19 protein-coding genes are annotated in these 20,371 nt (G+C 64.9%); 5 read left to right on the forward strand and 14 right to left on the reverse strand.

Annotated elements, in window-relative coordinates:
* Positions 1–55 precede the first annotated feature (55 nt).
* The 14 genes from ACOZK4_RS13880 to ACOZK4_RS13945 all read right to left on the reverse strand — a co-directional run bounded on the left by ACOZK4_RS13880 (position 56) and on the right by ACOZK4_RS13945 (position 14,795).
* Complete coding sequence (locus ACOZK4_RS13880) at positions 56–1,483, reverse strand: amidase (protein ID WP_421592385.1); 1,428 nt, start codon at positions 1,481–1,483, stop codon at positions 56–58.
* A gap of 38 nt (positions 1,484–1,521) precedes the next feature.
* A complete protein-coding gene (locus ACOZK4_RS13885) occupies positions 1,522–2,553 on the reverse strand; it encodes an extracellular solute-binding protein (protein ID WP_421592386.1) in 1,032 nt (343 codons plus the stop codon).
* A 244-nt stretch (positions 2,554–2,797) separates the two neighbouring features.
* The gene (locus ACOZK4_RS13890) at positions 2,798–3,112 is read right to left on the reverse strand and encodes a hypothetical protein (RefSeq protein WP_421592387.1); all 315 of its coding nucleotides are present in this window, start codon (positions 3,110–3,112) and stop codon (positions 2,798–2,800) included.
* A complete protein-coding gene (locus ACOZK4_RS13895) occupies positions 3,109–5,403 on the reverse strand; it encodes an FdhF/YdeP family oxidoreductase (protein ID WP_421592388.1) in 2,295 nt (764 codons plus the stop codon). Before ACOZK4_RS13895 ends, ACOZK4_RS13890 begins: the two co-directional genes overlap by 4 nt.
* Positions 5,404–5,487: 84 nt before the next feature.
* On the reverse strand, positions 5,488–5,907 hold the full coding sequence (locus ACOZK4_RS13900) for an EVE domain-containing protein (RefSeq protein ID WP_421592389.1): 420 nt from the start codon (positions 5,905–5,907) through the stop codon (positions 5,488–5,490).
* A 3-nt stretch (positions 5,908–5,910) separates the two neighbouring features.
* Positions 5,911–6,279: a VOC family protein gene (locus ACOZK4_RS13905; RefSeq protein ID WP_421592390.1), complete on the reverse strand. Its 369-nt coding sequence runs from the start codon at positions 6,277–6,279 to the stop codon at positions 5,911–5,913.
* Between the two features lie 65 nt (positions 6,280–6,344).
* Positions 6,345–7,040: a helix-turn-helix transcriptional regulator gene (locus ACOZK4_RS13910; RefSeq protein ID WP_421592391.1), complete on the reverse strand. Its 696-nt coding sequence runs from the start codon at positions 7,038–7,040 to the stop codon at positions 6,345–6,347.
* Positions 7,041–7,099: 59 nt separating this feature from the next.
* The gene (locus tag ACOZK4_RS13915; protein ID WP_421592392.1) at positions 7,100–7,843 is read right to left on the reverse strand and encodes an ATP-binding cassette domain-containing protein; all 744 of its coding nucleotides are present in this window, start codon (positions 7,841–7,843) and stop codon (positions 7,100–7,102) included.
* A gap of 11 nt (positions 7,844–7,854) precedes the next feature.
* Entirely contained in the window at positions 7,855–9,054 is a 1,200-nt protein-coding gene (locus ACOZK4_RS13920) for an alanine racemase (RefSeq protein WP_421592393.1), read from the reverse strand.
* 11 nt (positions 9,055–9,065) lie between these two features.
* Positions 9,066–10,058 carry an ABC transporter permease gene (locus ACOZK4_RS13925; RefSeq protein ID WP_421592394.1) on the reverse strand — a complete coding sequence of 331 codons (993 nt, stop codon included), beginning with the start codon at positions 10,056–10,058 and terminating at the stop codon, positions 9,066–9,068.
* 58 nt (positions 10,059–10,116) lie between these two features.
* The gene (locus ACOZK4_RS13930) at positions 10,117–11,181 is read right to left on the reverse strand and encodes a substrate-binding domain-containing protein (protein ID WP_421592395.1); all 1,065 of its coding nucleotides are present in this window, start codon (positions 11,179–11,181) and stop codon (positions 10,117–10,119) included.
* Between the two features lie 55 nt (positions 11,182–11,236).
* Positions 11,237–12,292 (reverse strand): substrate-binding domain-containing protein, encoded by a 1,056-nt coding sequence (locus tag ACOZK4_RS13935; protein WP_421592396.1) that lies wholly within the window; start codon positions 12,290–12,292, stop codon positions 11,237–11,239.
* A 38-nt stretch (positions 12,293–12,330) separates the two neighbouring features.
* A complete protein-coding gene (locus tag ACOZK4_RS13940; RefSeq protein WP_421592397.1) occupies positions 12,331–13,584 on the reverse strand; it encodes a M20 family metallopeptidase in 1,254 nt (417 codons plus the stop codon).
* On the reverse strand, positions 13,581–14,795 hold the full coding sequence (locus tag ACOZK4_RS13945) for an ROK family transcriptional regulator (protein WP_421592398.1): 1,215 nt from the start codon (positions 14,793–14,795) through the stop codon (positions 13,581–13,583). Before ACOZK4_RS13945 ends, ACOZK4_RS13940 begins: the two co-directional genes overlap by 4 nt.
* A 355-nt stretch (positions 14,796–15,150) precedes the next feature.
* Here ACOZK4_RS13945 and ACOZK4_RS13950 point away from each other — a divergent pair, with 355 nt between their 5' ends.
* From ACOZK4_RS13950 to ACOZK4_RS13970, 5 genes are all read left to right on the forward strand, one after another.
* The gene (locus ACOZK4_RS13950; RefSeq protein ID WP_421592399.1) at positions 15,151–16,785 is read left to right on the forward strand and encodes an ABC transporter substrate-binding protein; all 1,635 of its coding nucleotides are present in this window, start codon (positions 15,151–15,153) and stop codon (positions 16,783–16,785) included.
* 14 nt (positions 16,786–16,799) lie between these two features.
* Positions 16,800–17,783 (forward strand): ABC transporter permease, encoded by a 984-nt coding sequence (locus ACOZK4_RS13955; protein WP_421592400.1) that lies wholly within the window; start codon positions 16,800–16,802, stop codon positions 17,781–17,783.
* Complete coding sequence (locus tag ACOZK4_RS13960) at positions 17,780–18,682, forward strand: ABC transporter permease (RefSeq protein ID WP_421592401.1); 903 nt, start codon at positions 17,780–17,782, stop codon at positions 18,680–18,682. The genes ACOZK4_RS13955 and ACOZK4_RS13960 overlap by 4 nt, the downstream gene beginning before the upstream one ends.
* Positions 18,679–19,494 (forward strand): ABC transporter ATP-binding protein, encoded by an 816-nt coding sequence (locus tag ACOZK4_RS13965; protein WP_421592402.1) that lies wholly within the window; start codon positions 18,679–18,681, stop codon positions 19,492–19,494. The genes ACOZK4_RS13960 and ACOZK4_RS13965 overlap by 4 nt, the downstream gene beginning before the upstream one ends.
* On the forward strand, positions 19,491–20,371 hold an 881-nt coding region (locus tag ACOZK4_RS13970; RefSeq protein WP_421592403.1), incomplete at its 3' end, for an ABC transporter ATP-binding protein. The genes ACOZK4_RS13965 and ACOZK4_RS13970, both read left to right, overlap by 4 nt.

The raw sequence follows: 20,371 nt of genomic DNA on the forward strand, positions 1-20,371 counted from the left end.
TCTTAAACGGTCCACCGCCCTTATCGGACGGTGGACCGTGCCGGTCAACGGCTTCTCAGATACGCGGACGGTTCGCCGCATTGCCGTACCACCCGCCGACCGCCTCCTCGAAGGCGAGGCCGGCGCGGAAGACGTCGGCATCGCGATAGGTGCGACCGACGATCTGCAGGCCGGTCGGCACGCCATTGGCGGCATGACCCGTCGGCACCGAAAGCACCGGGCAGCGGCTCATCATGTTGAACGGCGTCGTCATGACCCAGCCGAGCGAGGGATTGACCACCTTGCCGTTGATCTCGACGGTATCCGTGGAATGGTCGAAATCGGCCGGTACGGCGGGCAGGGCATTGGTCGGGCAGACGAGCACGTCGTAGCGATCAAGGATCGGGCCGAGCGTCTTGTACATCTCGCCGACGACCTCCAGGCTTGCGACGAAATCCGTGGATTTCGAGGCGCGGCCGAACTCGGCGAACTGGCGGGCATAGGTAGTCATCTTGTCGCCGTGCTCGTCGAGCAGCGTCGAGAGATAGGCGCCGAAAATGTGTTCGAGATAGCCCATGCCGGCCGTGAGGATATGCGACGGCCAGCCGAGATCGACCTCCTCCACCGTCGCACCGAGCGAGCGGAAGACATCGAGGGCGGCCAGCGTGTTCTTCTGCACGTCGGGATCGACCTCGAAGACGCCGAGATCCATGGAAAAGGCGATCTTCCAGCCCTTGATCGGCTTGTATTCCGTCGGCAGGCGCAGCTTCGGCCGGAGCGAGACGATATCGTCGGGGCTTGGACCGCACATCACGTTCTGCAACAGGATAGCATCCTTGACCGTGCGGGCCATCGGGCCGGTATGGCAGAAGAAATCGAGGTTGAAGGGTGTGTCGTCGGGGTTGCGGCCATAGGGCGGCTTGTAGCCGACGACGCCGCAGGCCGAGGCCGGAATGCGGATCGAGCCGCCGATATCCGAGCCGGTCGCCAGCGTCGAGGTGCCGGAGGCGAGCGATGCGCCGGCCCCGCCGGACGACCCCCCGCAGGTGAAATCCGGGTTCCACGGATTGCGCGTGACGCCCCAGAGCCGCGACCAGGTGGTGCCGGCACAGCAATATTCCGGCGTGGCGGTGCGCGCATGCACGATGCCGCCGGCCGCCATGACACGGGCGTTCATCGTCGAGGTGCGCTCCGCGATATGATCCTTGTGGATCAGCGACCCGATCGAGGTCGGCTTGCCCTTGATCTCGCTTTCGTCCTTGATGCCAACGGGCAGGCCTTCGAGAACGCCGGTGCGCGCGCCCTTGGCATATCTCGCCTCCGCCTTGCGGGCGAGATCCATCGCCTCGTCGAAATGCGTGTAGGTGAGCGCATTGACCGAGCCCTTCAGCGCCTCGGCCCGGCGGATCGTTGCCTCCATCAATTCGACGGGGGAGAGTTTTTTACGCTTGAAGAGGTCGATGGCCTCATGGGCACTGAGGTAACACAGGTCGAGATCGTCCATGGAGGGCTCCGGGGTGTGGGTTTTGTCGGCCGGGCGCATCACTTCAGCACCTCGGTCCAGATCTTCGTGTAGAGGTCGTTGACCTCCTGCGGGCAGGCCGGCGAGAACACACCCTTGGCGAGGAATTCTTCCGGCACGTCGATTTCCGGAGCGTTGCGCATGTCTTCCGGCATGAATTTTTCAGACCCCTTGATACCATTGGCATAGCGCGCATAGGCGGAGATCAGCGCGGCGTTCTCCGGGTCCATGATGAAATTCTGGAACAGTTTTGCATTCTCGACATTCGGCGCCGTCTTCAGCACCGCGACATTGTCCATCCAGATCGGATAGCCCTCTTTCGGATAACCATAGACGAAACGGTCGCTCTTCAGCCGCACGCGCATCGCCGCCCCGCCCCAGCTGACGCCAGCGGCATAGTCGCCGGACGTGTATTTCTCGATGCTCGGGTAATCGAGCGCGATCCACTTGTCGCGCGCCGCCGCCAGCCGGTCGCGCACCTTGCGCAGGATCGCCTTATCCGCCGTGCAGGCCCCGCCGCCTTCATGGTAGATGGCAAGCGACAGGATATCGCCCATTTCCGGAATGACATTGATCTTGCCGACTAACTCCGGCGGCGGATCGAGGAAGATCGAGGACGTGTTGGGATCGCCGGAATAGACCGATTTGTCGACCATCACGCCGGTCGTGCCCCATTGCCACGGCACGGTATAGTGCCGGCCGGGGTCGAAATCGACATTCACCCAGCGCGGATCGATATTCTTGAAATTCTCCATCTGGTCGGGGCGCGATTCCAGAAGCAGCCCCTCGTCGATCCAGATCTTCACGAAGGTCGAGGACGGCACAACGATATCGAATTCATTGCCGCCCTGCCGGGCCTTGGCGATCGCCGTGTCGTTGGAATCGAAGTCGGTGAGCGTCACCTTGACGTCGTAGGTCTTCTCGAACTTCTTGACGAGCTCCGGATTGGTGTATTCGCCCCAGTTGTAGATATTCAGAACCCCGGCGGCCTCGGCCTGCGCAAGCGGCAGAAGCGCGAGGATCGACACGGTGGCAGTCAAAAGCAGGCGCATGAAAGACTCCCTCTGTTGAACGGTTCGGGAGGCCTGCCGTCAGGACAGCCGTCCTCATTGGCGCGGCAGCACCGCACCAGCCGAAACGACCCTCGACGTCATGGCGTCCGCGGTCCGGGCTCCTCTCCCCGACCATCGGTTCCGCATTCCCCTCCCAAGGAAAGCGCTGGCGGCAGAAGAAAACAAACTGAATGGTTAGTCAAATAGCTTTTGCGACGAATGCGCCGCCGGAAGCGATCGCCCATCAGATCGTGTCGTCTCTCTGGAAAAGGGAGGCATATCCGGCGGCCGCATCACCCGGCACGAAATGGCTGCGCATCGTGCGCCCGTCACGCTTCGTCACGCGCAGAAGATTGCGGGCGGAAAGGCCAATGAGTTCCCGCAGCACCAGCGCATGGGCAAGGCCGAGCAGACGGGCAAAGGTGCGGCTGTCGCCAGCGATTCCGAGACCGGCGGCCACGACCAGTCCCGCCTGGATCGGTGTTAGAAGCGGATCGTCCGCCTGAAGCCTTGTGACAAGCGCCATGAAGCGCTCGACCTCAGGCAACTCGCCGCTCACGCGGCCTCGCGCTTGCGGAACGTCACCATGATCGACTTGGAGGTCGGCGTATCGCTCTCCTCGCCGACGCTGCCGAGCGGCACCAGCACGTTGAGTTCGGGATAGTAACCGGCGATGCTGCCGCGCGGAATATCGTAGGGCACGAAGCGGAAATCGGGGGCGATACGCTCGATGCCATCGTCATGATCGCCGACGATATCCACGCGCTCACCCGCAGCCGCGCCCAGCGCCTTCAGGTCCTCGGGATGGATGAAGACGACCTGCCGCTCGCCATAGACGCCGCGATAGCGGTCGTCGAGGCCGTAGACGGTGGTGTTGTACTGGTCGTGCGAGCGGAACGTCTGGAGCGCGAAACGCCCCCCGCCGCGCTTGGCCCGCTGATGCACCGTCTCCTGCGGAAGCGATCCGGAAAAGAAGGCTGCCTTGCCCTCCGGCGTGTCCCATTCCCGGTTTGCCGCGCTGTTGCGCAGATGGAAGCCGCGCGGCTTGCGCAGACGCCTGTTGAAATCCTCGAAGCCCGGAATGGTCGCCTCGATATGATCGCGGATGCGATCGTAATCGTCGGCCAGCGCCGCCCAGTCGACCGTGCCGTTGCCAACGGTCGCCGCCGCGATGCCGGCGATGATGGCGACTTCCGACAGCAGATGCGGCGAGGCCGGGCGGTTGATGCCGGCGGAGCCGTGCACCATGCTCATGGAATCCTCGACACTGATGAGCTGCGACGTGCCGGCCGAATTGAGGTCCATCTCCGTGCGCCCGAGGCAGGGCAGGATGAAGGAGACCTCGCCCGGCATCAGATGCGAATGGTTCGGCTTGGTGGCGATGTTCACCGTCAGCTTCAGCCGGCGCAGCGCCCGTTCGACCAGCGCGCTATCCGGCGTCGCGCGGGCGAAATTGCCGCCGAGACCAATGAAGGCGTTAGCCGAGCCATCCAGCATCGCGCCGATCGCGGCGAGTACATTGTGCCCGTCCTTGCGCGGCATGGCGGTCCCGAAATGCGCTTCCAGCGCATCGAGAAAATCGGCCGGCGGCTTCTCGTTGATGCCAACGGTGCGGTCACCCTGCACGTTGGAATGGCCGCGCACCGGGCAGAGACCGGCGCCCGGCCTGCCGATATTGCCGCGCAGCAGCATGAAATTGGTGATCTCGCGGATCGTCGCCACGGAATGCAGATGCTGGGTGACGCCCATTGCCCAGGTGCAGATGACGCGATCCGCGGTCCTATAGACATCAGCCGCCCGCTCGATCTCCGCGCGGGTCAGGCCGGACTGATCCTCGATGGCGGCCCAGTCGGTCGCCGCCACGGTGGCGCGGTAGTCGTCCAGACCGACGCAATGTTCGGCGAGGAAGGCATGGTCGAGCACCGGCGGCAGGCCCATCGCAAGGGCGGCCTCCTCGGCGGCGAACACCGCCTTTGCCATGCCGCGCACCGCCGCCATGTCGCCGCCGAGCTGCGGCTGGAAATAATGGCTGGCAATGTCCGTTGCGCCGCCGCGCAGCATTTCGAGCTTGTCTTGCGGGTCGGAAAAGCGCTCCAGCCCGCGCTCGCGGATGGGATTGAACACGACGATGCGCGCGCCGCGCAGGGCCGCCCGGCGCAGGTCGCCCAGCATGCGCGGATGGTTCGTTCCGGGGTTCTGGCCGATCACGAAGATCGCGTCCGCCGCCTCGAAATCCTCCAGCAGCACGGTGCCCTTGCCGGTACCGACCGACTGGCGCAGGCCGACGCCGCTCGCCTCGTGGCACATGTTCGAGCAATCCGGGAAATTGTTGGTGCCGTAGAGCCGCACAAAGAGCTGGTAGAGATAGGCCGCCTCGTTGCTGGCGCGGCCGGAGGTGTAGAACTCGGCACGATCAGGGTTGTCGAGGCCCTTGAGGATGCCGCCGATTTCGGCGAAGGCGTCCGCCCAGGCGACCGGCAGGTATCTGTCGCTCGCCGCATCATAACGCATCGGATGGGTCAGGCGGCCGTGCAGCTCCAGCTCATAATCCGTCAGCTTGCGCAGGTCCGACACGGTGTTCGCAGCGAAGAAGGCCGGAGAAGCGCGCTTCTCCGTCGCCTCCCAGGCGACGGCCTTCACGCCGTTCTCGCAGAATTCGAAGGACGAGCCGTGTTCCGGATCGCCCCAGGCGCAGCCGGGGCAATCGAAGCCGTCGGGCTGGTTGGCCTTGAGCAGGGTGCGCGCGCCGGAGATCGGCATGCCGCTTTGCAGAAGCTGCTTGCCACAACTCTTCAACGCCCCCCAGCCGCCGGCCGCAGAGGACTTCTTTCCGATAAAAGGTGTGTTCATGCCTCCTGTATTTGCCATCCGGCGCGGCGTATCAAGGGGATGGTTGGTATGGCTTGATAGGAAACAACTATCGAAACCACACCATCAAAGGCCGCTCCGCATAGCAGCGGCGATCCATGCCGCATCGTCCGGCTCAATAGCAAACAGACCGAACCGCAGCTGGTAGCCCCAGTTCCCGGCCCGCGTGAAGGCGAGCTGGTCGAGAAGCGGGCGGATCGGTATCTCCGCCGCCGGCCACCAGTCGACATCCCGCCGCCAGGGCAGGAAGCCGGGCGCCATTTCCGACTGATACGGCACCCGGTCGGCAATGGTGCCGATCGCCGTGAAGGCTTGCAGTCGATCCTTGCCGCGCATGGTTTCCGCGGGCGAATAATAGATGACGGTGTCGCCGGCGGCGGTCCGCCGCAGCGGACCACTTTTGCCGTGACAGACCTGCATGAAGCCCTGCGCGCGCCCGATGCGCACATGTTCGGCCGAAGCGACGGCAATCCAGGCGCGCACCATGGCTCAGCCTCCATCCGTGACGGTGTAGACGCGCAGGCGATGCCCGTCGGGATCGGTGGCGACGAAGCTGCGGCCGAAATCCAGCGCCGTCGGCGGCATCAGGATCGTAGCACCATTGGCGCGCCATTCGGCATGCCATCGATCGACCTCAGCGGCGCTGTCGACCTTGAAGCCGATCTCCGATCCGCCGCCCGAAACCGAGGGTGCCGGCTCGACCCCTTCCCGGCACCACAGGCCGAGGCCGAGACCGGATTTAAGGACGAAGATGACGAAAGTCGGGCTCGCCTCGACCGGCTTCTGGGCGAGGATGCGTTCGTAATAGCGGCCGCTCTCGGCCGCGTCCTTTACGTAAAGAAGAATGCTGTTGGACATGGTGTTCTCCTGTCTTGATTGGATAGGAGAAAGCTAACACCGTATGCTGTCAGTTTCTGGCAGCATCATGCGCCGCGCAGCGTAATTCCCTCGGCTTCGCGCCATGCCCGCAGCATGGCCTGCCGCCGCCTCGGATAGCGGATATCCAGCACGTCGGCCGTTTCGATCCGGTCGGTGCGGAAATGGCGGAAACTCTCGCGCAATTCGCACCAGCCGATGACCACGCGGGCATGATCGAAGAAGGAGAGCGCGAAGGGCCAGATGGTGCGGGCCGAGGCTTCGCCGGACCCGCTGCGATAGGTGATAGCAAGCTTGCGCTCCATGCGGATCGCCTTGCGCAGCAGCACGACATCGATGCTGTCATCGGGAAGCTTTGCGCCCGGCCCGACCAGAAGCGGCGACGTATCCAGCTCGTTGCGCAGGTCGGCCGGCAGCACAGCGGCGATCCTTGCCAGCGCATTGCGCGCGGCACCGCTCAGATGGCTGTCGGCCCGGTCGGCGACCCAGCGGGTGCCGAGCACCAGCGCCTCGATCTCCTCGGCGGAAAACATCAACGGCGGCAGAAGGAAGCCGGGCCTCAGCACATAGCCGACGCCCGGCTCGCCCTCGATATCGGCGCCCTGCGCCTGAAGGCTGGCAATATCGCGGTAGAGCGTGCGCAGGCTCACCCCCGTCTCCTCCGCCAGCGCCTTGCCGCTGACCGGCCGGCGATGGAGGCGCAGGGCTTGCAGGAGATCGAAAAGGCGCTCGGATCGGGACATGACGCCAGTCTATAGAAGAGGCCTGCCGCCAGAAAGTGGCAGCAGGCCTCAAACGAACCTCAGTTCAGGCCGGTGATCATCGAGACGATTTCGTTCTTGTTCGTCTCGGCCGTGTTGCGGATGCCGATCTGCTTGCCGCGGCGCAGGACGCAGATGCGGTCCGACAGCTTGAACACCTGATCGAGGCTGTGGCTGATGATCAGCACGCCGATATTGCGCGATTTCAGCGACTGAACGATCGCCTCCACCTTGGCCGTCTCGGCAACGCCAAGCGCCGCCGTCGGCTCGTCGAGCAGGATGAGCTTGCTCGCCCAGCGCGTCGCCCGCGCAATCGCCACGCCCTGCCGCTGGCCGCCGGAGAGGTCGCGGATCGTCGCATGGGCCGAGGGGATGCGCACATCCAGCTCCTTCACCAGCTTTTCCGTCTCGGAAATCATGGTGCGCCGGTCGAGCAGGCCGAAGCGGTTCACCGGCTCGCGGCCGAGGAACATGTTCATATAGACGGTCTGCTGATCGGCGAGCGCGAGGTCCTGATAGACCACCTCGATGCCATGGGCACGCGCCATGCTGGCGCTCGCCATCGACACCGTCTCGCCCTCGATTGTGATCGAGCCCGAGGTCGGCGCGTAGACGCCGGAGACGATCTTGATCAGCGTCGACTTGCCGGCGCCATTATCGCCGACGAGCGCCACGATCTCGCCCGGATGGATATCGAGCGAAAAATTCTCGATGGCCGTGACGGCACCGAAGCTCTTGCGGATATCCTTGAGGACGAGGACGGGTTCGGAAGATGAGGTCTGCATCGCGCGTACTCCTAAACCGGCCAGGCGGCGGTTTCGCCGAAGCTGTTTTCGATGGTCTCGACCCTCGGCGCGCCCTTCGAGATGCCCCAGACGCCCACGACGAAGGCGCGTGTGACGAAGGCCTGCCCGCGGAAGCCGAAGACGGCGGTATCGCCCGGCTGCGGCGCGGCGGGGCCTTCGGCATCGATCATCGCGTAATAATCGATGGCCGAGGGCGGCGGCACCTCGACACTGCGCAGCGCGCTTGCCGCAATGGTCGGCTCGCGGCCGACGACGGCTTTCACGTCGTAAGCCGGGAAGATCGGATCGATATAGAAGCCGCCGCCGAAGCAATAGGCCTTGCCGCCCGAAAGATGCGAGACCTCGGTGAGGTAGAGCACGGCCGGCAGTTCCGGCAGATCTTCCATGACATGCAGCGCCGTCGTGCCGTGCAGGCCGTTGCCCGGCTCGCATTGCGTGGCGCCGGCCTCGGCGAGCGCGCCGAGCAGGACCGACGAGGTCGTACCGGGGGCATTCACCTCGATATCGCGGCGACCGGCCTTGGCCAGCGCCTCGGCGGCCTTGGTCAGCGTCGCCAGGTTCGGCGTCGGCAGGACCTTACGGCTGGCATGGTCGAAGAGCAGCGCCGGGAAGGTGGTGATACCGGCGAAGCGGCCGCCCTCGATCGCATCGAGACGGTCCGCTACGGCGGCAACATCGGCGGCATCGAAGCCGCCCTCATGGCCACGGTAGAAGGTGTCGCCCTCGGCACGGATTCGGGCGAGCAGGTTCTGCACGTAGCCGGCGGCCTTTGCACCGGAAGCGGCTTCCTCGGCCTTCGTGTCGTTGAAGACGGTCCAGTAATCCGGCCGGAAGCGCTCCGCAGCCGCCTTCGCCTCGTGACGCGCGACCTGCTGGAGATGGCCGACATGACCGACCTTGAGGCCTGCCTTGTGCGTGGCGCGGGCGCAGGCCATGTCGACGGCGACGGCGCGGTCGATGCCGCCGCGCTGTACGGCGGCGCAGAAGGAACTCGCGCGGCCGACCTGCTTGGTCATGGCGAAGGTCTTCAGGCCGTGTTTATCGGCCTCGGCCTTGATCACGCGGGCATTGGCTTCGACGGCATCGAGATCGAGCACATAGGCATTGGCGGGGATCCGGCCCTGCTGGTGCAGCGCCATGGCGGCCTCGATGAAGGCGGGGTTGCGGCGGCGCAGAACGTCGAGAAACATGAAATCCTCCTTCAGCGGGCTTTTTCGCGCAGCGATACGGCGACTGCGGCGAGAATGATGAGACCGCGAACGATCATCTGGTCGGAAACGGACAGGCCCATCAGGATGAGGCCGTTGTTGAGCATGCCCATCATCAGCGAGCCGACGAGCGCACCGACGACCGAGCCCTTGCCGCCATTGAGCAGCGTGCCGCCGACGATGACGGCGGCAATGACCGTCATCAGGTCGGTTTCGCCAAGCGTGTATTTCGCCGCCTGCAAGCGGCCGGCATAGAGCAGGCCGGCAAGCGCCGCGAGGCCGCCCGAGAGCATCATGACGGCAAGACGGATGCGCGGCACGCTGATGCCGGAGACGCTCGCCGCGCGGTTGTTGTCGCCGGTCGCCAGCACATGGGCGCCGAAACGGGTTTCGCGATAGACGATATGGCCGATCAGGATGGCGATGACCGTCCACCAGACGAGCGAGGGAATGCCGAGCAGCGCGCCGGAGCCGAAGAAGCCGGTGAAGGTGCTGTCCGTCACGGGAATGGAGCGCAGGTCGGTGAGCGAGCGCGCCACGCCGGCAAAGAGCCCCATCGTAGCAAGCGTCACCAGGAAGGACGGCAGGCGCACATAGGCGACGAGCACGCCGTTGACGAGGCCGATCGCAAGGCCGGCACCCAGCCCGACGGCGACGCCGGCCACCATGCCATAGGCATTGATGGTGACGGCCGCGGCAAGCGCCGAGACCGCGACGATGGAGCCGATGGAAAGGTCGATCTCGCCCGCCGAAAGCACGAAGACGAGGCCGATCGCCATGATCGTCGCGGGTGCGGTCTGCAAGACGATATTGGAGAGGTTGCGCACCGTCAGGAAGCCGCTGTCGCGCAGCACGATGGCAAAGAACAGGAAGATCGCCAGGAAGCCGAGATAGACGACGTATTGCTGGAGATTGATGCGCTTCAGAAGAGGCGGTCTCTCCATCGGCACCGACGACGGCGTGGCCGTCTGCTTTGGTTGGGACATGGCGATCATCCTCACGGGAGCCGGGTCTTGCGGCGGGAGACGTGCTCCCGCCGGGTGCTTATTTCAGGGCTTCGACGATGCTTTCGGGCGCATCCTTGTTGAGCGAGGCCTTCCAGCCGTCGAGCACGCTGTCCTTGGTGACGGCAAGCGAATCCACGACGAGGAAGGGGGCAGCCTCCTTGCCGATCAGCGATCCGGCAGCGGCCCGCGCGGCGGTGCGTCCGATGTTATAGGCTTCATCCGCGACGATGGCCGCGAAATGGCCGCCCTTGACCATGTCGAGCGCTGCCGGCTCGTTGAGGTCGAGCGTGACGATCTTCGTCTTGGTGTTGCCGGCGGCCTTCAGGCTGGAGAGCAGGCTGAGCGCCGGTTCGGCCCAGGTGACGTAGATGCCGTCGAGATCCGGGTTTTGCGTCAGCAGGCCCTGAGCGATCTCCTCGGCGCGCGCCGGATCAGCCATGCCGGCCTCGGCGACGATCGACATGTCGGGATAATCCTGCTTGATCGTCTTCTTGAACGCCTGGTCGCGCTGGTTGGTCACGTAGAAATCGGCGTCATGGAAGATGTAGCCGAGCTTGCCCTTCTTGCCGAGCGCCGTGGCCATGGCATCCGCCGCCTTGCTGCCCATCTGGAAGAGGTCGTCGGAGACGATCGTCACATAATCCTTGCCGTGTTCGTAGCCGGCGGGCGAATTGTCGACGAAGGCGAGTTTGACGCCGGCCTTGCGGGCGGGATCGTAAACGGCGGCGGCCGTCGCCGGATCGACCGGCAGCGACAGGATGATGGTCGGCTTCTTGGCAAGCACCGTCTCGACATCGGCCTGCTGGCGGGCCGCGTCGAAGCCGGCATCCGTCTGCGCCACGACTTCTATGCCGAGTGCGGCAAATTCATCCTTGGCGCCGCGATCGACCGCGCCGGTATATTCGCTCATCTCGTGCCAGACGAGGGCGGCGGAATATTTGCCCGCCTTGATCTTCGCAATCTCGGCATCCGTCAGCGTGACGGAAGCGGCTGGCGTGGGTTTTTCGCCATGCGGGCCGACGGTCGCGCCATCGGCGGCAAACAGGCTGGTGGAAACAAGGCACGCGGCAGCCAGTGCCGACAGTCCTGAAAATCTGGGCATCGTTCTTCCTCCAATGAAACCGGTGATGGGAGGGCGCTGAAGCGCCCTCCGGGGATCACTTCGCAGCGTCGACAATGCTCTGCGGTGCGTCGCGGTTGAGCGATTCCTTCCAGCCTTCCGCCACGTTTTCCTTGGTGACGGTGAGCGCCGGCGCGACGATGAAGGCCGGCGTTTCCTGGCCGAGCAACGACTTCAGGCCAGTCGCGGCCATGGCGCGGCCGAGCTCATAGGCCTTGTCCGCCACGAGCGCGACGACGGCGCCGCCCTTGACCATGTCGAGGCCGACGGGTTCGGCAAGATCGAGCGTCACAATCTTCGTGCTGGTGTTGCCGGCCGCGCGAAGGGCGGCGAGCACGCCATCTGCCGGTTCCGCCCAGGTGACGTAGATGCCGTCGAGATCGGGATGCTTCAGCAGCATGGCGCTGGCAAGTTCCTCCGCGCGGGCCGGGTCGGTGATGCCCTGCTCGGCGACGATCTTGATATCCGGATAGTCCTTCTCGATGGTCGACTTGAAGGCGTTGTCGCGCTGGTTCGTCACGTAATAGGTCGCGTCGTGGAAGATCCAGCCGACCTTGCCTTTGCCGCCCATCGCCTTAGCCAGCGCATCGGCTGCCTGCTTGCCCATCTGGAAGAGGTCGTCTGTGACGATGGCCGCATAATCCGTGCCGTGCTTGTAGTCGGCCGGGAGGTTGGACAGGAAGACGAGCTTGGTGCCGTCGGTGACGGCCTGGCGGAAGGCTTCGGCCGAGGTGACCGGATCGAGCGGCAGCGCGAGAATGACATTCGGTTTGGCGGCAAGCGCCGTCTCGATGTCGGAACGCTGGCGGGCAGCATCGAAGCCGGCATCCGTCTGCACCACGACCTCGACGCCCGCGCGGGCGAATTCGTCCTTGGCGCCCGCCGTCACGGCGTTCACGAAGTCGGAGGAGGTGTGCCAGAGCAGGGCCGCCTTGTAGCCCTTGTCCTTCAGCGCCGCGATATCCGCGTCAGAAAGAGTTACCTCGGCGCTCGGAGTCGCTGCTTCACCGGCCGGGCCGACGGTCTGGGCAAGCGCGGGCGCGGTCGAAAGCAGCAGACCCGCCAGCACGGTGGCATTCAGAAATTTGCGCATGAACATGATGTCGTTCCCTCTTTTGATTGTTCGTTCACTCAGTCGATCACGCCGCAATAGCGGGCCATGAAGCTTGCGAAGGCGACGATGCCGGCGAGATATTCCTCGACATCGACATGCTCCTCGAATGTGTGGCAGTTCCTGATGTCGCCGGGCGCGCAATAGACCGCGGGCACACCGAGCCGGTTGACGAAGAACGGCGATTCCGACCAGAAGGGCGCCCCTTCGACAAGGCCGCGGCCGGGCATGGCGGCGGCCACAGCCTCCGACAGCAGCGCGACGTCGGAACTGTCAGCCGCGATCTCCGCCGCCGTGCCGCCGAGCGCATGGTCGCGGCCGGCGGGATAGGTGATCTCAACGCGAATCTCGGGGTCTTCGACAGCACCGCGGATGACGGCCTCCATCTCGGCCGCCGCGGTATCGAGCGATTCCCCCGGCAGGAGCTTGCGGATCAGCGAGAGCTTGCAGGTCTCCGGCACGGCGATGAAGCCGCCGCCTTGCAGGCCGGTGATGAGCAGGAAGCCGCGACCGATCAGATCGTGTTCGGCGCGCGCGGACACCGCGTCGGAATGGCGCCAGAGGGCGGACATGACGGCATGGCTTGCCTTCAGCGCATCCTTGCCGAGTTCCGGCACGCCGAAATAGGCGGATTTGCCCGTGATGGTGATGTCGGCGATGAAGAAGCCGATCTGTGCCGGATAGACGGCAAGGCGGGTCGGCTCGACATAGACGGTGAAATCGGGACGGGCGACAGCGCCGCCTTCGATACGCGCGACATAATCCTTTATGCCGGCCGAAATGCCGGAGCCGGGTTCGCCGCTCTCCTCGTCGCCGACAAAGGCGAAGCCAAGATCACCGGCAAGGCGGATACCAGCCTTGTCCAGCAGGGAAAGTGCGGCAAGCGAGGTGCAGATACCGGCCTTCAGGTCCCCTGCCCCGCGCCCCCAGATCGCGCCGTCAATGATCGGCGCGCCAAAGGGGTCTTCGCGCTCGGTGCCAGCCCAGTGCTCGCGCCAGCCTTCGACATGGACGGTGTCCGTATGGCCGATGAACAGCAGGCGGCGTTCGCCGGTGACGCCCTTGCGCTCGCCCCAGACATTCGGCCGGCCGGGCAGGAAGTCGGCGGTCTCGACGCCCTCGACGCCACGCGCGCGCATCTGCGCTTCGAGATAGGAGACGATGGTCGCCTCGTTGCCGGTGACGCTGTTGCAGCCGATGGCGCCGCGCAGCAGCGCGATGGCATCGTCACGGTCGAGGGTGGCGCGCAGGCGCTCGGTGAGGACAGTCGTCATTGCGCGACCTCCCTGAGGGCGACCGTGCTGGCCGGCGGCAGCGAGATGCGGCTATCGGGCGTATCAGCGCCAAAGAGCGTGTTGTGCAGGTGGCCAAGCCCGATGGCGGCAGCGCCGACCAGGGCGGCACGCGCGCCGAGCGCGCTCGCCTCGACATCAATCGGATAGGGGAAGCACTGCGGCAGGAAGATTTTTACCCGCTCCAGCATTTCCGGGCGCAGGCCGATGGAGCCGCCGAGGATGACCTTCTGAGGATTGGCAATGACGGCGATGGCGCCGATGCCGCGAGACAGCAGGCGCGCCGTGTCGTCGAGTACCTTCAGCGCATCGGCATCGCCTTCGGTGGCGAGATCGAAGATCGCCGGCACCGAGAGCGTCTTGCCGCTTGCCGCGCGAAACCGGTCGATGATGCCGGCCGAGGCGACAACGCGTTCGAAGGCGCCGTAGTGCAGGGATTCCGGCTCGAAGGGATCGGCGCCGAAGGGCAGAAAGCCGAGCTCGCCCGCCGCATGGCTTGCGCCGCGCACCAGATTGCCGCCGACCATCAAGCCGCCGCCGATACCCGTGCCGAGTGCGATGTAAGCGAGGTTGTCGATGCCCTGCCCCTGCCCCAGCCAGTTCTCGCCGAGCACGGCGAGGTTGACGTCGTTTTCCAGCATGACGTCGAAGCCGAACCCCTCTTCGAAGGCAGCTGCAACGTTCATCGTATCGAGATGGGGAATGTTCGGCGCGAGCAGGATGCGGCCGGTCTTGTCATCGGGCGCGCCGGGCGCGCCGATGACGGCCAGCCGGATGCGTTCGCGGGCAATGCCCTGTGCATCGGCAGCGCGAAAACACATGTCGACGATCTGGTCAACGACCGCCTGGCCGCCGCGAGGGTCGGTCGGCGCCACATCCTCGGCGAAGACCTGACAGGTGAGGTCGGCGATGGCGACGCGCACCTTGGTGCCGCCGAGATCGACCGCGGCGATATAGGCGGCATCCGGCACCAGCTCGTAGGTCACGGCGGTGCGGCCGACATGGCCGCTGGTGCGCCCGGTCTCGCGCACCCAGCCCTCGATTTCGAGCTGGCGCACGATTTCCGAGATCGTCTGCTTGGAAAGACCCGTCAGCTTGGAGATCGAGGCCCGCGAGATGGGGCCGCCCTGCACGATCGTTTCCATGACCGCCCGCTGGGAGAATTTCCGGGATATCCGAAGGGTCTCGCTCACATCCGCCTCATTTAATTCGTTCAGTCACCGAACTAAATAACGGTTTCGAATGTCCGTCAAGGGTGGCGGGGAAAAAATCGATCGGCACGGCAGCCAGCGAACCGGCGCGCGGCGCATGTTTTCGCCAACACCATCCCCTCCCCGCGACCAACGGCATGCACCCCGAGATTGATCCGCCAATACACCTCCAACATTTTTTTCGGACCCCAATTGACGGAGCGGAAAAAATCAGCGCACGATTAAATCAAATTGATTGACTCTTAAAAATGAGAGCGAAAAGGGGAATAAAATGCCAATCAATACAAAGGATTATCTATCCATGACGCGCCGAACGCTGCTTGTTTCGGCAGCGGCGATGAGCACTTCGCTAATGGCGGGCGGCGCCTTCGCGACGTCGGCGAAGGCCGAGGCCGTGCTCACCATGCACATCGAGGAACAGACGAGCTGGGTGCAGAATTTCAACCCGTTCGACCTCGGCGGACGCCGCCAGAGCACGATGGATTTCATTTACGAGCCGCTGGTCATCTTCAACCCCGATGACGGCGGCAAGCCGGTCTTCCGCCTCGCCACGGACTTCAAGTTCTCCGACGACATGCAGTCGATCACCTACACGATGCGGCCCGACGTCAAATGGTCCGACGGCCAGCCGCTGACGGCGGCGGATGTCAAATACACGATCGACCTGATGCTGAAGAACCCGGCGCTCGACACCGCCGGCGTCGGCGAAACCGTCGCCTCCGTCGAGGCGCCCTCGCCGACCGAAGTGGTCATCCACCTCAAGGGCGTCAACAGCCAGTTCCCGGAATCGCTCTCCGACCTGGCCGTCGTGCCGGAGCATATCTGGAAGGATGTCAGCGATCCCGTCGCCTTCAAGAACGAAAAGCCGGTCGGCTCCGGCCCGATGACCGAAATCCGCCGCTTCACGCCGCAGGTCTACGAGCAGTGCCGCAACCCGAACTACTGGGACGCCGCCTCGCTGCATGTCGATTGCCTGAAGCTGCCGCAGATCGCCGGCAACGACCAGATGCTGGCGCTGTTGCCGGAAGGCAATCTCGACTGGATCGGCTCCTTCCTGCCGCAGATCGACAAGACCTTTGTGGCGCTCGACCCCGAGCATAACGGCTACTGGCAGCCGCCGGCCGAAACCGTCGCCTTCCAGATGAACCTGAAGAGCAACGACGAGGCGAAGAAGGAAGCCTTCAACGACCTTAATTTCCGCCGCGCCTTCAGCCTTGCCATGGACCGCACGGCCATGGTCGATATCGCCAGCTTCGGCTATCCCAAGGTCAACCTGCATGCGAGCGGCCTGCCGCCGCGCTTCGAGGCTTGGCGCAACCCTGAAGCCGAGGGTGCCAAGGACGAATGGATGACCTTCGACGTCGAAAAGGCCAGCAAGCTGCTCGACGAGGCCGGCTACGCCAAGGGCGACGACGGCATGCGCAAGACGAAGAGCGGCAAGCCGCTTGCCTTCACCATCATCATCCCGAACGGCTGGACCGATTGGATCGACACCGCGCAGATCGCCGCCGAAGGCCTGCGCGCCGCCGGCCTCAACGCCACGGTCGCGACGCCGGAATACGAGCAGTGGCAGAAGCAGTTGCTCGAAGGCAGCTTCGACGTGGCGTTCCAGTCGCGCGCCGACGGCTCGACGCCGTTCCGCGGCTATTACCAGTCGATGTCGACGGCCTTTGCCGGCCGCATCACCACCGCGCCGTCGCGTTACTCCAATCCGAAGCTCGACGCCCTGTTCGATGCCTATCGCAAGGTGACGACGGACGAGGAGCACAAGAAGATCTTCAACGACATCCAGGTGATCGTCGCCGACGACCTGCCGATGGTTCCGATCTTCAACGGCCCGACCTGGTTCCAGTATTCCACCAAGCGCTTCACCGGCTGGGTGACGGACAAGGAGCCCGTCATGAACCCGGAAAACCATGACAACAACCGCATGCGCCTCGTGCACCTGCTCCGCCTGAAGCCGGTGGAATAAGGCAGGATCGCGGGATGTACATCTCCTCCCGGCGCCTCGGCGTCTATGCGGTGGCGCTCGGCTTTGCGATCGTCATGAACTTCACGGTCCCCCGGCTCATGCCGGGGTCCCCCGTCGATGCGATGATCGCCCAACTCGGTCCCCGCGCGACGCCAGCGGCCATCGAGGCGATCAAGGCCAGGTTCGGCGCCGTCGAGGCGCCGGTCGTCGCCCAGTTCATCGATTATCTCAAGGGACTGGCGACGCTCGATCTCGGCGTCTCCGTCAAATATTACCCGCAGACCGTGACCGAGGTGCTCGCCCGCTCGACGCTCTGGACGCTGTTCCTCGTCGTGACGGCGATCACCTTCTCGCTTATCGTCGGCACCCTGCTCGGCGCCATCGCCGCCTGGCGGCGCGGCGGACGGTTCGACACGGTCGTCTCGCCGTTTTCGGTGGTCATGATCGCCGTGCCGCCCGTCATCATCGCGCTGACGGCGCTCTTCGTCTTCGGCGTGTCGCTGCGCTGGTTCCCGGTCGGCTATGCCTATGATCCAAGCCTCGATCCCGGCATCAACGTCACCTTCGCCGGCAGCGTCTTCTACCACGCCATCCTGCCCGTGCTGACGCTCTCGCCCTATCTCATCGGCGAGTTCCAGACGACCATGCGCTCCTCGATGATCTCGGTGCTCGGCGAGGACTATGTCACGATGGGCCGCGCCAAGGGGCTGACGGCCGCGACCGTCATGCTCGGGTACGGCGCGCGCAACGCCATGCTGCCGGTGCTGACCAACCTCGCTTTGATGCTCGGCGCCGTCTTCGGCGGCTCGATCGTCACCGAGATCGTCTTCAATTATCCGGGCCTCGGCCTCACCCTCTTCACTGCCAGCGTGGCACGCGACTATCCCGTCATCCAGGGTCAGCTGCTGCTGATGACGCTTGCCACGCTCGGCGCCAATCTTCTCGTCGATATCGTCTACGGCGTCATCGACCCACGGCTGAAGGACGGTTCCGCATGATGTCCGGCCTGAAAATCCTCCTCCAGCAGAAAAAGGCCGTCGCCGGCCTGATCATCATCGTGGCGCTGTGCCTGATGGCGCTTTTCGCACCCGTCATCGCGCCCGGCGCACCGAGTGCGCGCGTCGGCCGCTCCCACCAGCCGCCGACCGTCGAGCATGTCTTCGGCACGACGAAGATGGGCCGCGACGTCTATACCCAGTTCGTCTGGGGTTCGCGCACGTCGCTCGCCGTCGGCTTCGCCACGGGCATCGCCATCACGGTCATCGGCACGGCCATCGGCCTGATCGCCGGTTATGCCGGCGGGCGCACCGATGCCGCCCTCGACCTTGCTACCAATGCCGTGCTCGTCATTCCCAACATCCCGCTCCTGATCCTGCTCGCTTCCTTTGCCGGCACGGTGGGACCGCTCGCCATCATGGCGATCATCGCGCTCACCTCCTGGCCCTGGGGCGCGCGCATGACGCGCTCGCAGACCATGGCGCTGCGCAACCGCGATTTCGTCACCGCCGCGCGCATGATCGGCGAGCCCGCCTGGCGCGTGCTCTTCGTCGAGCTCCTGCCCAATCTCCTGCCGCTGATCGGCATCAACCTCGTCGGCAGCATCATCTATGCCGTCGTCGCCCAGACGACGCTCGAATATCTCGGCTTCGGCGATCCGTTGCAGGTGACCTGGGGCACGATGCTCTACAATGCGCAGAACTCTTCCGCGATCATCCTCGGCGCCTGGTGGGATATCGGCGCGCCCGCCGCCGGCATCGCGCTGATCGGGCTCGGCCTGGCGCTCGTCAACTTCACCTTCGACGAGATCGCCAATCCGCAGCTGCGCTCCGGCCCCGCGCTGACGCGCTGGCTGCGCCTCAACCGCCAGCGCAACCGAAGCCTTGGAGGCGCACGATGAGCGACACGCTGCTGCAAATCCGCAATCTCGATGTCGATTACCTCCTCGACAAGGGCGCTTTCCGCGCCGTGAAAAACGTCTCCTTCGATATCGGCCGCGGCGAGATCTTCGGGCTTGCCGGGGAATCGGGATGCGGCAAGAGCACCATCGCCTTCGCCATCACCCGCCTTGCCAAATCGCCCGCCTGGGTGACCGGCGGCGAGATCCTGCTCGACGGCCGCGATCTCCTGAAACTGCCGGAAGGCGAGATGCAGAAGGTGCGCTGGCGGCGGGTCGGCATGGTGTTCCAGAGCGCCATGAACTCGCTGAACCCGCTGATGCGTGTCGAGGCGCAGTTCCACGACGTGTTGCAACGGCACACCGGCGCGACGCGGGCGCAATCGCGCGAACGGGCGGAGGCTATGTTCAAGCTGGTCGGCATCTCGACAAGCCGACTGTCCGATTACCCCCACCAGTTCTCCGGCGGCATGCGCCAGCGCATCGTCATCGCCATCTGCCTCGCCTTGCAGCCCGAACTGATCATCATGGACGAGCCGACGACGGCGCTCGACGTGGTGGTGCAGCGCGAAATCCTCGAACAGGTGATCGATCTCCAGCGCAGCCACGGCTTCTCCGTACTGTTCATCACCCATGACCTGCACCTGATGGCGCAGCTCTGCCACCGCATCGGCATAATGCTGAAGGGCGAGCTGGTCGAGGTCGGCGATGTCAGGCAGGTGAGCAACGCACCGGCGCACGATTATACCCGCCGGCTCTGGAACGCCATTCCGCAGCTACCCGGCCGCCGGGAACTGGCGGGAGATGTGGCATGAACCTCGCCCCCAGCCTTTCCCTCCCGACGGCGGAGCCGATCATCCGCCTCGACACGATCGAGCGCAGCTTCGGCGCCGTGCAGGCGCTGCGCGGCATTTCGCTGTCGCTGACACCGGGCCGGGCGCTGGCGCTGGTCGGTGAATCCGGTTGCGGCAAGACGACCTGCGCCCGCATCATCGCCCGCATGGACCAGCCGACATCGGGCCGCCTCTCCTTCCGCGGCCGCGACGTCACCGCAACGGGCACGCGCGACGCGGAAAAGGCCTATCGCAGCGAGGTGCAGATGGTCTTTCAGGACCCGTTCTCCTCGCTCAATCCGGTCTTCTCCATCGACCATCACCTCTCCCGTCCCGTGCTTCTGCACCGCCATGCCGCGGGAAAAGCCGGTGTCGCCCATGCGGTTTCCACCCTGCTTGCCGATGTCGGGCTCGACCCCGCGGTGACGCGGCGAAAATACCCGCACGAGCTCTCGGGCGGTCAGCGCCAGCGCGTCAACATCGCGCGTGCGCTCGCCGTGCAGCCCGGCGTGCTTGTGGCCGACGAACCGACCTCGATGCTCGACGTCTCGATCCGCCTCGGTATCCTGGAACTGCTCGCCCGCATCAAGCATGAGCGCAGCCTCGCGCTGCTTTACATCACCCACGACATCGCCACGGCCGCCCATGTGGCGGAAGAGATCGTGGTGATGTTCGCCGGCCAGATGGTCGAGTGGGGCGATACCGAGGCCGTCATCGCCGATGCGCGCCATCCCTATACGCAGCTGCTGCTTTCGGCCGTGCCTGACGGCGCCAGACCCTTTATCATCGGCGAGAGCGCGCGGTTTCTGGAACGGGCGGAAAAGGTCCGCGCGCTCTCGCGCCCGACTTCGACCGTGGT

The organism is Shinella sp. M27 (assembly GCF_049199905.1).
Taxonomy (GTDB): domain Bacteria; phylum Pseudomonadota; class Alphaproteobacteria; order Rhizobiales; family Rhizobiaceae; genus Shinella.